General features: G+C 71.2%; 12 protein-coding genes. 6 read left to right on the forward strand and 6 right to left on the reverse strand.

Features of this window, described 5'->3' with window-relative positions:
• Window positions 1-26: 26 nt before the first annotated feature.
• Genes OG787_RS02765 through meaB form a run of 3 tightly spaced genes read left to right on the forward strand, consistent with a single transcriptional unit; the run spans window position 27 to window position 4,989 of the window.
• Entirely contained in the window at window positions 27-1,835 is a 1,809-nt protein-coding gene (locus OG787_RS02765; protein WP_405534180.1) for a methylmalonyl-CoA mutase family protein, read from the forward strand.
• Window positions 1,835-4,009, forward strand: coding sequence for a methylmalonyl-CoA mutase (gene scpA, locus OG787_RS02770; protein ID WP_405534181.1), 2,175 nt, complete (start codon window positions 1,835-1,837; stop codon window positions 4,007-4,009). The genes OG787_RS02765 and scpA overlap by 1 nt, the downstream gene beginning before the upstream one ends.
• On the forward strand, window positions 4,006-4,989 hold the full coding sequence (gene meaB, locus OG787_RS02775) for a methylmalonyl Co-A mutase-associated GTPase MeaB (RefSeq protein WP_405534182.1): 984 nt from the start codon (window positions 4,006-4,008) through the stop codon (window positions 4,987-4,989). The genes scpA and meaB overlap by 4 nt, the downstream gene beginning before the upstream one ends.
• Before the next feature lie 131 nt (window positions 4,990-5,120).
• Here meaB and OG787_RS02780 read toward each other — a convergent pair whose 3' ends face one another.
• Together OG787_RS02780 and OG787_RS02785 are read right to left on the reverse strand one after the other, a co-directional pair.
• Window positions 5,121-5,534 (reverse strand): BlaI/MecI/CopY family transcriptional regulator, encoded by a 414-nt coding sequence (locus OG787_RS02780; protein ID WP_369031154.1) that lies wholly within the window; start codon window positions 5,532-5,534, stop codon window positions 5,121-5,123.
• 103 nt (window positions 5,535-5,637) lie between these two features.
• Window positions 5,638-6,453: a sulfotransferase gene (locus OG787_RS02785; RefSeq protein WP_369031153.1), complete on the reverse strand. Its 816-nt coding sequence runs from the start codon at window positions 6,451-6,453 to the stop codon at window positions 5,638-5,640.
• Window positions 6,454-6,622: 169 nt separating this feature from the next.
• Here OG787_RS02785 and OG787_RS02790 point away from each other — a divergent pair, with 169 nt between their 5' ends.
• Complete coding sequence (locus OG787_RS02790) at window positions 6,623-7,282, forward strand: hypothetical protein (protein WP_405534183.1); 660 nt, start codon at window positions 6,623-6,625, stop codon at window positions 7,280-7,282.
• A 74-nt stretch (window positions 7,283-7,356) separates the two neighbouring features.
• Complete coding sequence (locus OG787_RS02795; RefSeq protein WP_405534184.1) at window positions 7,357-8,082, forward strand: DUF1775 domain-containing protein; 726 nt, start codon at window positions 7,357-7,359, stop codon at window positions 8,080-8,082.
• Between the two features lie 266 nt (window positions 8,083-8,348).
• Here OG787_RS02795 and OG787_RS02800 read toward each other — a convergent pair whose 3' ends face one another.
• Window positions 8,349-8,708: a metalloregulator ArsR/SmtB family transcription factor gene (locus OG787_RS02800; RefSeq protein ID WP_235472678.1), complete on the reverse strand. Its 360-nt coding sequence runs from the start codon at window positions 8,706-8,708 to the stop codon at window positions 8,349-8,351.
• Window positions 8,709-8,857: 149 nt separating this feature from the next.
• On the opposite strand from OG787_RS02800, the gene OG787_RS02805 reads away from it, so the two are divergent.
• Entirely contained in the window at window positions 8,858-10,207 is a 1,350-nt protein-coding gene (locus tag OG787_RS02805; protein WP_405534185.1) for an MFS transporter, read from the forward strand.
• Window positions 10,208-10,485: 278 nt separating this feature from the next.
• On the opposite strand, the gene OG787_RS02810 is transcribed toward OG787_RS02805, so the two are convergent.
• The 3 genes from OG787_RS02810 to OG787_RS02820 all read right to left on the reverse strand — a co-directional run bounded on the left by OG787_RS02810 (window position 10,486) and on the right by OG787_RS02820 (window position 12,689).
• On the reverse strand, window positions 10,486-11,202 hold the full coding sequence (locus OG787_RS02810; RefSeq protein ID WP_405534186.1) for a GntR family transcriptional regulator: 717 nt from the start codon (window positions 11,200-11,202) through the stop codon (window positions 10,486-10,488).
• Between the two features lie 137 nt (window positions 11,203-11,339).
• Window positions 11,340-11,729, reverse strand: coding sequence for a PPOX class F420-dependent oxidoreductase (locus OG787_RS02815; RefSeq protein WP_369031148.1), 390 nt, complete (start codon window positions 11,727-11,729; stop codon window positions 11,340-11,342).
• 102 nt (window positions 11,730-11,831) lie between these two features.
• Window positions 11,832-12,689, reverse strand: a complete 858-nt coding sequence (locus OG787_RS02820; protein ID WP_405534187.1) for an ATP-binding cassette domain-containing protein — start codon at window positions 12,687-12,689, stop codon at window positions 11,832-11,834.
• Window positions 12,690-13,238: the final 549 nt, after the last annotated feature.

A 13,238-nucleotide genomic window follows, 5' to 3' on the forward strand; every position in this document is an offset into this window, starting at 1 on the left:
GGACCTCTCTGCCCTAGCATCCGGGCATGACAGTCCTGCCCAACGACGGGCTCTCGCTGGCCGCCGAGTTCCCTTCCACGACCCATGAGCAGTGGCAGCGCCTGGTGGAGGGCGTCCTGCGCAAGTCGGGCAAGGAGGTCTCGGGCGCGGCAGCCGAAGACGCGCTGTCCACCACGCTGGAGGACGGGCTCACCACCCACCCCCTCTACACGGCGCGCGACGAGTCCCCCGAGCCCGGCTTCCCCGGCTTCGCCCCCTTCGTACGCGGCGGGCGGCCCGAGGGGAACACCGTCGGCGGCTGGGACGTAAGGCAGCGGCACGCGACCCTCGTCGGCGACGCGGTCCTCGCGGACCTGGAGAACGGCGTCACCTCGCTCTGGCTGACCGTCGGCCCGGACGCGATCCCGGTGTCGTCGCTCGCCCGTGCGCTCGACGGCGTCTACCTCGACCTGGCCCCCGTCGTCCTCGACGCCGGACAGGAAGTGGAGCCCGCCGCACGGGAGTTGCTGCGGCTGTACGAGGAGCGGGGCGTCGCCAAGGAGGCGGCGCGCGGCAGTCTCGGCGGCGACCCGCTGGGCCACGAGGCCCGTACGGGCGAGGAGTTGGCGTTCGCGCCGGTCGTCGAGCTGGCGCGGCTGTGCGCCGAGCAGTACCCGGGACTGCGCGCGCTGACCGTGGACGCGCTGCCGTACCACGAGGCCGGCGGCTCGGCCGCGCAGGAGCTGGGCGCGTCCCTGGCGACCGGGGTGGCCTACCTGCGGGAGCTGACCGAGGCCGGTCTGACCGTCGAACAGGCCTGTGCACAGCTGGAGTTCCGGTACGCGGCCACCGCCGACCAGTTCCTGACGATCGCCAAGCTGCGCGCGGCCCGGCGGCTGTGGGCGCGGGTGGCCGAGGTGTCCGGGGCGCCGGCGGCCGGGGCCCAGGTGCAGCACGCCGTGACCTCGCCGGTGATGATGTCGCGCCGCGACCCGTGGGTGAACATGCTGCGTACGACGGTCGCCACGCTGGCCGCCGGGGTCGGCGGCGCCGACTCGGTCACCGTGCTCCCCTTCGACCACGCGCTGGGCCTGCCGGACGCGTTCGCGCGCCGGATCGCCCGCAACACCTCGACGATCCTGGTCGAGGAGTCGCATCTGGCCCGGGTGATCGACCCGGCGGGCGGCTCCTGGTACGTGGAGCGGCTCACCGACGAACTCGCCCACGCGGGCTGGGAGTTCTTCCAGTGGATCGAGGGGCTGGGCGGCCAGGCCGCCGCCCTGCGCTCCGGGCGCCTCGGCGAGGCGCTGGCCACCACCTGGGCGACCCGCTCCGCCAAGCTGGCCAAACGGCGCGAACCGATCACCGGAGTCAGCGAGTTCCCGAACCTCGCCGAGCGCCTCCCGGATCGCGAGCCCGCGCCCGAGCGACCGTCCGGCGGACTCCCCCGGGTCCGTCGCGACGAGGCGTACGAGGCGCTGCGTGCCCGCTCGGACGCCCACCTCGCCGCCACCGGAACCCGGCCGCGCGTCTACCTCGCGACCATCGGCCCCGCCGCCGCCCACACCGCGCGGACGACCTTCGTCTCGAACCTCTTCCAGGCCGGCGGCATCGAGCCCGTCACGGCGGGCACTTTCGAGGAGAGCGGCGCCACCGAGGCCTGCCTCTGCTCCAGCGACACCCTGTACGAGGAGCAGGCGGCGACCGTGGCCGCGGAACTGAAGGCCGGCGGTGCCTCGCACGTGTTCCTCGCCGGCCGTCCCGGGCAGTACTCGGACGTCGACTCGTACGTCTTCGCGGGCTGCGACGCCGTAGCCGTGCTCTCCGCCACCCTCGACCGCATGGGAGCGTCCTGATGGGAATCCCCGACTTCTCCGGAATCGAACTGGGGACCCCGACCGCCGGTACCGGCGCCACAGACTGGCGTACGGCCGTGAAGGCGGCCACCGGCTCGGACGAGACCTTCTGGGAGACCCCGGAGGGCATCGCGGTCAAGCCGCTCTACACCGGCACCGACCTGGAGGGCCTGGACTTCCTCTCGACGTACCCGGGTGCCGCCCCCTATCTGCGCGGCCCGTACCCGACGATGTACGTCAACCAGCCCTGGACGATCCGCCAGTACGCCGGTTTCTCCACGGCCGAGGAGTCCAACGCGTTCTACCGCCGCAACCTCGCGGCCGGCCAGAAGGGGCTGTCGGTCGCCTTCGACCTGCCCACGCACCGGGGTTACGACAGCGACCACCCGCGCGTGACCGGTGACGTCGGCATGGCGGGCGTGGCCATCGACTCGATCTACGACATGCGGCAGCTCTTCGACGGCATCCCGCTGGACAAGATGACCGTGTCGATGACGATGAACGGCGCCGTGCTCCCCGTACTGGCCCTCTACATCGTGGCGGCGGAGGAACAGGGCGTACCGCCCGAGAAGTTGGCCGGGACCATCCAGAACGACATCCTCAAGGAGTTCATGGTCCGCAACACCTACATCTATCCGCCGAAGCCGTCGATGCGGATCATCTCCGACATCTTCGCGTACACCTCGCAGCGGATGCCCCGCTACAACTCCATCTCGATCTCCGGCTACCACATCCAGGAGGCGGGTGCGACGGCCGACCTGGAGCTGGCGTACACGCTCGCGGACGGGGTGGAGTACATCCGGGCGGGGCGGGACGCGGGGATGGACGTGGACGCGTTCGCGCCCCGGCTGTCCTTCTTCTGGGCGATCGGCATGAACTTCTTCATGGAGATCGCGAAGATGCGCGCGGCGAGGCTCCTCTGGGCCAAGCTGGTCAGGCAGTTCGACCCGCAGAACGCCAAGTCCCTCTCCCTGCGCACCCATTCGCAGACGTCGGGTTGGTCGCTCACGGCGCAGGACGTGTTCAACAACGTGACGCGTACGGCCGTGGAGGCGATGGCCGCGACCCAGGGCCACACCCAGTCGCTGCACACCAACGCCCTCGACGAGGCACTGGCCCTCCCCACCGACTTCTCGGCGCGCATCGCCCGCAACACCCAACTGCTGATCCAGCAGGAGTCGGGCACGACCCGGGTCATCGACCCGTGGGGCGGCAGCGCGTACGTGGAGAAGCTGACGTACGACCTCGCGCGCCGGGCCTGGCAGCACATCGAGGAGGTCGAGGCTGCGGGCGGTATGGCACAGGCCATCGACGCGGGCATCCCCAAGCTCCGGGTCGAGGAGGCGGCGGCGCGCACGCAGGCCCGCATCGACTCGGGGCGCCAGCCGGTGATCGGCGTCAACAAGTACCGCGTGGAGACCGACGAGCAGATCGATGTGTTGAAGGTCGACAACTCCTCCGTACGCACCCAGCAGATCGAGAAGCTGCGGCGGCTGCGGGCGGAGCGCGACGAGCGGGCCTGCCAGGACTCGCTGGACGCGCTCACGCGGGCGGCCGGGGGCGAGGGCAACCTGCTGGAGCTGGCGGTGAACGCGGCCCGCGCGAAGGCGACGGTCGGGGAGATCTCCGACGCGCTGGAGAAGGTGTACGGGCGGCACGCGGGCCAGATCCGTACGATCGCCGGGGTGTACCGCAACGAAGCAGGCGAGTCCCCGTCCGTGGACCGCACCCGGACCCTGGTGGACGCCTTCGAGGAGGCAGAGGGGCGCCGGCCGCGCATCCTGGTCGCCAAGATGGGCCAGGACGGCCACGACCGGGGCCAGAAGGTGATCGCCACCGCCTTCGCCGACCTCGGTTTCGACGTCGACGTCGGCCCGCTGTTCCAGACGCCGGGCGAGGTGGCGCGGCAGGCGGTGGAGGCGGACGTCCACATCGTCGGGGTGTCCTCGCTGGCCGCCGGGCACCTCACCCTCGTACCGGCGCTGCGCGAGGAGCTGGCGGCGGAGGGCCGGGAGGACATCATGATCGTCGTCGGCGGGGTGATCCCGCCGCAGGACGTGCCGACCCTGCTGGAAATGGGCGCGGCGGCCGTGTTCCCGCCCGGGACGGTGATCCCGGACGCGGCGTACGACCTGGTCCAGCGGCTCTCTGCCGACCTCGGGCACGACCTGTGATCGATCTCGACGCGTACGTCAAGGGCGTGCTCGACGGGAAGCGGGCGATCGTGGCGCGTGCCATCACGCTCGTCGAGTCGACACGCCCCCAACACCGGGCGCAGGCCCAGGAGTTGCTGACGGCGCTGCTCCCGCACAGCGGCCGGGCCCGGCGGATCGGGGTCAGCGGGGTGCCCGGGGTCGGGAAGTCGACGTTCATCGACGCGTTCGGCACGATGCTGACCGGGCTCGGACACCGGGTGGCGGTGCTCGCGGTGGACCCGTCGTCCAGCCGTACGGGCGGCTCGATCCTGGGCGACAAGACCCGGATGGAGCGCCTGGCGGTGGACCCGGCGGCGTTCATCCGCCCCTCCCCCACGGCCGGCACGCTCGGCGGGGTCGCCAAGGCGACCCGCGAGTCGATCGTGGTGATGGAGGCGGCGGGTTACGACGTGGTGTTGGTGGAAACGGTCGGCGTCGGCCAGTCCGAGACCGCGGTCGCGAACATGGTCGACTCCTTCCTGCTGCTGACACTGGCCCGCACCGGCGACCAGCTCCAGGGCATCAAGAAGGGCGTCCTGGAACTGGCGGACGTCCTCGCCGTCAACAAGGCGGATGGCCCGCACGAGCGCGACGCCCAGTCCGCCGCACGGGAGTTGGCGGGCGCGCTGCGGCTGATGCACGGCAGGGACACGGCCTGGACACCACCCGTCCTGACATGCAGCGCCCGCGAGGCGACCGGCCTGGACACCGTCTGGGACCGCCTCGAACAACACCGCACCCTGCTCGACTCAACCGGCCGCCTAGCCGCCAAACGCCGCGACCAACAGGTCGACTGGACCTGGACGATGGTCCGCGACGAACTCCTGGGCCGCCTGCACGCGGACGAGGGCGTACGCGCGGTCACACCCGACCTCGAACGACAGGTGAGGGAGGGCGAGTTGACGGCCACGCTTGCGGCTGAGCGCATCCTGAAGGCGTTCGGCGCCGGGGACCGCTGAGGGCAAGGGGGTCCGGGCGGGCCCCTGTGCGGGGCATCGAGCCGCAGATCCCGTCGGCCTCGCCTTCGCGCGCCGGAAGACAACCGGGAACGGCAGGACCAGCGGGAGAAAGACGAACACCCCCATGAGGCTCAGGCTTCCTCTGCTTCTTCGGGGTGCGCTTCCGGTTTCGGCCTCGGTTGCGCCAGCAGTTCGCGCAGCAGTCGCTCGTCGTCCGGGCCGAGCCCGGTGACGAAGCTGGCCAGCACCGCCTCCCGGTCGCTCTCGGCGTCCAGCACCCTGCGCATCCGGTGCGCGGCGAGGCCCGCCTCGTCGGACGTGGAGGTCCAGGAGAAGGAGCGGCCCGCGCGTTCCCGGGTGACCGCGCCCTTGGCCAGCAGCCGGGTGAGGATCGTGATGACGGTCGTATAGGCGAGGTCGCCGCCGAGCCGCTCCTGCACCCAGCCGGCCGTCGCGGGCCCCTCCGCCTCGCGCAGCGCCGACAGGACCAGCGCCTCCAGCTCGCCCTGACCCCGTCGCCGGGGACGCTGCCGGTGATCCGTCACGCCCTGACTCCCCTCCCCCGCCGCCGTCCGTTTCCCGAGCGGACATCGTATAGACGCCGGGAGCCCCGGTCGGCGCCACGCGGGCGGCCGGCTCACCTCCGGCTCAGCAGGAGTACCCCCAGGCGCGGGCGAGGTCGCGCAGTGCTTCCGGAACCTCCTCCGCGTCGGGCAGCGGGCGGGCCTTCTGGATCTTTCCGGACTTGATGTTGTCGCTCCAGTCGCCGATGAACGGCACGAAGGGACCGTGGTCGCCCTTCCGGTAGTCGAGCATCCTCGGTGTCCAGGGCACACCGAGGTACGTACACAGCTCCCGGGTGACCGCCTCGGGCCGCTCCGTCAGATCCTCGTAGCGGACCGTGAGGCCGTCCAGCCCGTTGCGGGCGGCCTCGACCGCCTTCACGTACATGCGCACCTCGCGGACAGTCGCGTCGAGGTCGCGGTCGGGGCGGTTGTTGATCAGGGAACTCACCATCGACGCGGGGTGCCGCAGCAGGAAGATGTACCGGGCCTGCGGCCAGCCCTCCGCGAGCCGCTCCCAGAATCCGGCGTTGCCCGGTGTCTTGTCGACGATGATCTGCTTCCCGCTGCGCACGAGTTCCCGGTGCATGACCCGGTCCCACAGCAGGTGCTCCAACTCGCGCTGGTCGAGATCGAGTTGGGCCATGGCCTTGCTGGTGTACGGCTTGGTGAGGTCGACCGACAGGGTGCGCAGGTGCATCTCGTGGGGCGCGCGGATCTGGGGGTGGCTGTTGAGCAGGACCCGCAGGAGTGTGGAGCCGGAGCGCACGGAGGAGATCACGAACACCGGGTCCGGGACGAGCCGGTGGGCCGACTGCGGCACAGGGGGTTCAGCGAACCGCCGTACCCGCCGCCTCAACCCGCGGGCCACTCGGCGTACTTCCGGACCGACCAGGACCATGACTGTGCCTCCTTGATCCCCCGGTGTACAGAACCCGCACGACCCTCGAACCCCCCTTGGGCGCTTGACCATTCTGTGACCAAAGCCTGGGTCCGCCATGGGAAAGGAATGAGAAATTCCTGAGACCCGACCCCTGCCCGGCCGTCGCATGGTCGATGATGGGCGGATCATGACCACGCCCCGCACTCCGACGACGCTCTCCGCGCCACTGCCCGTGTTCCGGGCAGCGGTGTTCGCGGTCGTCGGTACGGTGCTCGGGGTCAGCGCGCATCATCTGGTCGCCGAGGGGCCGGCTCCGTGGCGGTCGAGCGTGACAGCGGCGGCGCTGCTGTTCGCGGTGGGGCTGGCCGGTACGCGGCGCCCGCGTTCGCTGGCCGCGGTGGTGGTGACGAGCGCGACGGCGCAGTCCGGACTTCATGTGTGGCTGTCGGCCACCCACGCACGCCACACGGCGGTCACGGCCACGGACATGCCCACGCACGCGCATCACGCGATGCCCGCCCATGGGGCCTGGCCGGCGTGGCTGCACGACTCAGGGGCGATGACGGTCCTGCATGCCGTGGCCGCCGTGCTCGTCGCCGTGCTGCTGCACCGGGCGGACGCGGCCTGCTGGTCGCTGGCGCGCGGCCTGACCGGGGCGGTCGACGCGGTACGGACGCGGATCGCGACCGTGCGGGCGCTGCTCGACGGCCGGCCGGTGCCGGCCTGGCGCGGATCGCGGGTGCGCCGTCCGCGCCGGACGGAGCAGCCGCTGTTCAGAGCGGCGTTCCTCTCGGACGTGGTGGTACGACGGGGTCCTCCGGCGGCGTGGCTCGCTCTCGCCAACTGACCCTCCCGGAACGGCCCGTCGCGAGTCGGCCGTTCCGTGCCGGCGCACGCCCGGAAAGACCCGGAGAACCCACCATGTTCACTGCCACCACCCAGCACTTCACCGCACGGCGCCTGGCCCTCACCGCCGCCGCTGCCACCACCCTCGTCCTCCTCGCCGCCGGACCGGCCGCCGCCCATATGGAGGTCGAGTCCGACAAGGCGCAGGCTCTCGCCGAGCACGTCGAGATCTCCTTCCACGCGGAGGCGGAGTCCGACACCGCCGGGATCGCCGAGGTCCGCGTGATCCTGCCGGAGGGGATCGCGCCCGGCGATGTGACGTACGGCGAGGGTCCCAAGGGCTGGAAGTTCGCCACCGCCGACGACGGCTACACCGTCAAGGGCCCGGCCCTCAAGACCGGCGTGAGCGCCGAGTACTCCGTCGTCGTGCGGCAGTTGCCCGACGCGAAGCAGCTTGCCTTCAAGTCGCTGCAGACGTACAGCGACGGCAGTATCGATCGGTGGATCGAGCTGGACGAGGGTGGGGAGCAGCCGGCGCCGGTGCTGAAGCTGAAGGCGGCGGCGCCGGGGGCCAAGCCGATCAGCAGCCCGTCCCCGAGCGAGACGCCGTCGGCGACGCCGACGCCGACGCCGAGTGCCGAGCCCACGAAGGCGTCGGCCTCGCCGGCCGTGGAGACGACGGCGAGCGAGGACGACGGTGGGATGTCGGCGGGGGCCTTGATAGGTATCGGGGCGGCAGTGGTCGTGGTGGCGGGTGCGGCTGCCTATCTGGTACGCCGCCGGGGAGCCACCCAGCAGTAGCCGCCGGGTTTCTTCGCCCCCGCCGCCCCCACCCGTCCCATCCTTCTGGGGGCTGCGCCCCCAGACCCCCGCTGTCGGCCTGAACGGCCTCGTCCTCAAACGCCGGACGGGCTGGAGGGTGAGCTGAACGCGGTTGGCCTCGAACGCCGGCCGAGGTTGATCTTTTAGCCCGTCCGGCGTTTGAGGACAAGGCCCGTAGCGGGGGTCTGGGGGCGCAGCCCCCAGGGATGGGAACGGGTAGGGGCGGCGGGGGCGAGGAAAACCCCTCAGTCGTGCGCCGCCTTGCCGGTCACCCTGTGGTCCGCGTGGCTCAGTGCCTCCATGACCAGGCGCCGCAAGTGCCCGTCACGCAGGCTGTAGTGGACGTACCGCCCCTCCCGCCGCGTCTCCACCAACCCCGCGAGCCGCAGCTTCGCCAGATGCTGGCTCACCGCCGTCCGCGACGCCTCACACCGCTCCGTCAGCGAACCGACGTCCGACTCGCCCTGGGCCAGCAGCCACAGCAGATGCAGCCTTGTCGCGTCGGACAGCAGCGCGAACACCTCGGTCGCCTCCGCGAGCCGCGCACTGTCCGGGGCACGCAGATGCGTATCGGCCGCAGGTGGCAAGGTCTCGCGAGCAGGCATGCCCCCAAGGGTAGGGGGAGGAGGGTCCCGTCGAGGGTGGCCACCGTCCGATTCACGCAAATCATCGTCTACATGTGCGCAGGTGCGCACCTATAGCTAGAGTAGGGAGAGGTCGCGCCCGTTCCCCGTCGCCCTCCAGGGACCGCCGCATGCTCTCCATCCTCCGCAACCGCACCTATCGCCGCCTCTTCACCGCCCAGCTCGTCGCCCTGACCGGCACCGGCCTGGCGACGGTCGCCCTCGCCCTTCTCGCGTACGACCTCGCGGGCGCCGACGCCGGTTCGGTGCTCGGGACGGCACTCGCGGTCAAGATGGCGGCTTACGTCGTCATCGCCCCGGCCGTCGGCGCGGTCGCCGACCGGGTTCCTCGGCGGGCGCTGCTCGTGGGGTCGGACCTCACCCGGGCCGGGGTCGCGCTGCTGCTGCCGTTCGTGGACCAGGTCTGGCAGGTGTACGTCCTGATCTTCCTGTTGCAGGCCGCGTCGGCCGCGTTCACCCCGACCTTCCAGGCCGTCGTACCGGACGTACTGCCCGCCGAACGCGACTACACCCGGGCCCTGTCCCTGTCCCGGCTCGCCTACGACCTGGAGAGCCTGTTCAGCCCGGCCCTCGCCGCCGCGCTGCTGTCCCTGATCACGTACAACTGGCTGTTCCTCGGCACGGTGGCCGGTTTTCTGGCCTCAGCCCTCCTGGTCACCTCCGTCGTACTGCCCAAGCCCGTCAGCTGCACCACCGCCCCGCCCACCGGCAGCGTGTACGCGCGCGCGACCGCCGGCACCCGGCTCTTCCTCGCCGTCCCCCAGCTGCGCGCCCTCCTCGCCCTCGACCTCGCGGTGGCCGCCGCGAGCGCCATGGTCACCGTCAACACCGTGGTGTACGTCCGTGACCTGCTCGACCGGAGCGCCGCCGACGTACCTCTCGCCCTCGGTGCGTTCGGTGCGGGCTCGATGGTCGTGGCGCTGCTCCTGCCCCGGGTTCTCGACCGAGTACCGGACCGTACGGTGATGCTGCGGGGAGCGCTGCTCCTCACCGGCGTCTTCGTCGCGCTCGGCGCCATCACCTCGGCGGGCGGCGGCAGTTGGCGCTGGCCCTCGCTGCTGGCCGTCTGGGCCGCCTTCGGTGCCGCCTGTTCGATGGTGCTCACTCCGACCGGGCGGCTGATCCGCCGGGCGGCGCCGGCCGGGGAGCGGACATCCGCGTTCGCGGCCCAGTTCTCCCTCTCGCACAGTTGCTGGCTGCTGACGTATCCGCTGGCCGGCTGGCTCGGCGCGGTGGCGGGGCTCCGGTCCGCGGTGTTCGCCCTGGGTGCCGTCGCGCTCGTCGGCGCGCTGTTCGCCGTACGGCTGTGGCCTGCGCGGGAACCCGTGCCCGTCGAGCACGAGCACGCCGGTCTGCCCGCCGGGCACCCGCATCTGGCCGACGCACGCCGGGTCGGCGGCGGCTGGCGGCACAGCCACCATCCACTCCTCGACGGGCTGCACGCCCACGCACACGGCTGATCGTCCGGCATCTCCCGACGGACGTCCGGGCCGTCGGCGCGGCCGCGTACCCGCGAGGGCTGCCCACCGCAGTCGGTGCGCACCGCGACGGTGTCCGGCCCGTCGGCGACCGAGTGGCCTCCTCACGCCGGCCACGGCCCCGGCCCCGGCCCCGGTCACAGGTATCGACGTGGGCGAGGGCGGAAGCGGCAACTCCGGCCTCGGGACCGCCCTCTCACCCGCGCCCGGATTCCCTCTGCGCCCGTGCCACCGCCGGACACGCCATCCCGGCGAACTCGTCAGGCGTCAGAGGCGTCGTCGGCGTGCTTCTTCCGCTCCGCGAGCATGCCGAGGAGTTCGTCGGCGCTCGCCATCGTGTGGCGTTCCACCTCCGCCTCGGCGGTGGCCGGGTCGCCGTGGAGGATCGCCTCGATCAGCCGCTCGTGGACATGGAGGGCACGGTCGGGATCCGAGCGGGTGCTCTCGTCGACCGTGATGGCGATGTTGATCTGGGCTTCCACGGTGGGCCACAGGCGTTTCAGCATGGCGTTCCCGGAAGCGGTCCAGACGGTCCGGTGGAGGTTGATGTGGGCTTGGTGGAGGCGGTCCGCGTCCCCGCCGGCGTGGGCCGCCCGGTACTCCTCCCAGCTGCGGCGGAGCTTCTCCTTCCGGGAGCCGTCGGGGTCGTCGGCCAGGTCCCGGGCGGCCAGTTTCTCCAGGGCGACCCGGACCGCGGCCACGTCGGTGATGAACTTCTCGTCGATGGCGGTGACGACGACCCCGCGGTAGGGCTGCTGTTCGAGGAGCCCCTCGTGGGTCAGCTGGTAGATGGCCTCCCGCAGGGTGGGACGGCTGACCCCCAGCTGCTGGGCGATCTGGACCTCCCGGAGCCGTTGCCCCGGTCCCAGCTCTCCGGCCAGGATGGCCCGCCGCAGCTCGTTCACCACGGCGTCACGACGGGTCTGGTTGCTGACCGGTCGGGGCCCGGCGGACGGTCGAGGGGCGTGGTCGCTCATGGGTCCTCCGCAGATTGTCAGACCGCATCTTAGTCACCGCCATGACATCCCCACCGCCATGACATCCCCGTGGTCCGGGACCGGGAGATCCAGGACCGGGCGGGCGGGCCGACCGCTTCGCGGGTTCGCGGGAGTGTTCAGGTGCCGTACTCGGCGACGCGCTCGGCGTGGACGGTCACGACCACCCTCGGTGCCGACTGGGTCTCCTGCCAGGGCCTGCCCGCGTACTTGTGGGAGAGTTCGTCGATCAGTTCGGGGCCGCCGTTCCGGGTGAAGGTGACCGGACCGCGGACCACGACGTAGGTGTAGGGGTTGTCCCGGTCGGTGATCAGGATGCTGGCGCGGGGGTCTCGCAGCAGGTTGAGGTGTTTCACTCGGCCCTCGACGGTGGAGAAGGCGATCCCGTCGCCCGTGGCCTTCACCCAGACCACGGTCTGCTGGGGCAGACCGTCCTTGCCGATCGTGGCTATCGTCGCGTAGTTGGGCGCGGAGGCCAGTTTCCTTGCCAGTTCGGTGAGTCGGGTCATGTCGGCGACCTTTCCGGTGGGAGGCGGAGGATCCGGGAGCGGGTGGCGGCAGGCCCCCCGGGGAGGGGAGGAGCAGTGTGCGGGGGCCTGCCACCGGGCCGTTCAGAAGCGAACAGCGTCGATGAATGCCCGAAGTCCCGGTGTCTGTGGATTGTTGAAGGCCTGCTCCGGTGGTACATCCTCCTTGATCAGGCCGTCCTCGAAGAAGCAGATGCGGTCGGCGGCCTTGGAGGCGAAGGCCATGTCATGGGTGACGATGCCGCAGGCGATGCCTTCCTCCTCCTTCAGCTTGGTCAGTACCCCCAGCACCTCGGCGGCCACCGGCGGATCGAGCGCGGACGTGATCTCGTCGCACAGCAGCAGTCGCGGTCGCATCATCAACGCCCGGGCGATGGCCACCCGTTGGCGTTCGCCGCCGGAGAGCTGGGTGCAGCGGCTGCGCAGATGGTGGGCCATGCCCACGTCGGTCAGGGCTCGTTCGGCCCGGTCCAGGAGCTGGGCCTTCGACTCGCCGAGGGTGAGGCGGGGTGCGACGGTGAGGTTGTCGAAGACGTTCATGTGGGGCCACAGGGTGTAGCTATGGAAGATCATTCCGATCTGGCCGCGGAGGTCCTTCCAGGCGTCCTGATACTCGCCGTCGCGTACGACGGCCTGGCCTGTCTTGACCTTCACGCCGATGCCGTCCGCGATGTTCTCCAGGGGTATCAGGTCGGGTCCGGTGCACGTGCCGTCCGTCTTGACGACGATGGTGGGCGGGGCGTCGGCACAGCCGATCCGCAGCACGCCCGCCTTCTTGATCCTGTCGACCCAGGCGGCCTTGGCGGAGTCACCCGAGTCGGCCACGGTCCGGGTCGCGCCGCCGTCCGAGCCGGCCTTGCCGCCGAAGTAGCCGGCCAGCCAGGCCAGGACGAGAACTCCGACCACGTAGAAGGTGTACCTGCTCTGCTTGGTGAGGGTCATGGCTGGTGCTCCAGTGCCAGAGGCTGAGTGGTGCCGGGGTGTGGCATGGGGGGGATCCGGTCCGTGCGGGGACGGTGCGGGGGTGTGTGCTCGGCGGTCGGAGAGCGAGCGACCCAGGTGACGAAAGAGGCGCCGCCGCAGGCGATGCCTCATGAGACGGAGCGCCCGGCACCTGGAACAGAGCCTGAAGATTGTCTGACAACCAGCGGGATACCGGAAGGCTAGGAACGGGACTCCGCCGTGCCAATAGCCGAAATCGCGATGTTCCACTGAAGCGATCAACCGACCGTGCCGCCCGCGACGATGGCCCACCACCTCGCGAACACCGCTCCGACCTGACCGTAAAGGGAGATCGCGAGGGCCACCCCGGGCAGAGGGCGCCGGCTTTCCCGACGCTCACAAACCGGCCGCGAAATGGACTCGCACCCGCACAGCGCCGCCGAACGCTTCCCCTCAGGGCATTGACCGCACCGGGTGACCCCGTCTAGCGTCCGACCCAGCCGCCGATTGTTTGACAATCTGCGACCTGAAGGGGAAGACCATGAGGTT

This window comes from Streptomyces sp. NBC_00075, assembly GCF_045041225.1.
In the GTDB taxonomy this organism is placed as follows: domain Bacteria; phylum Actinomycetota; class Actinomycetes; order Streptomycetales; family Streptomycetaceae; genus Streptomyces; species Streptomyces adonidis.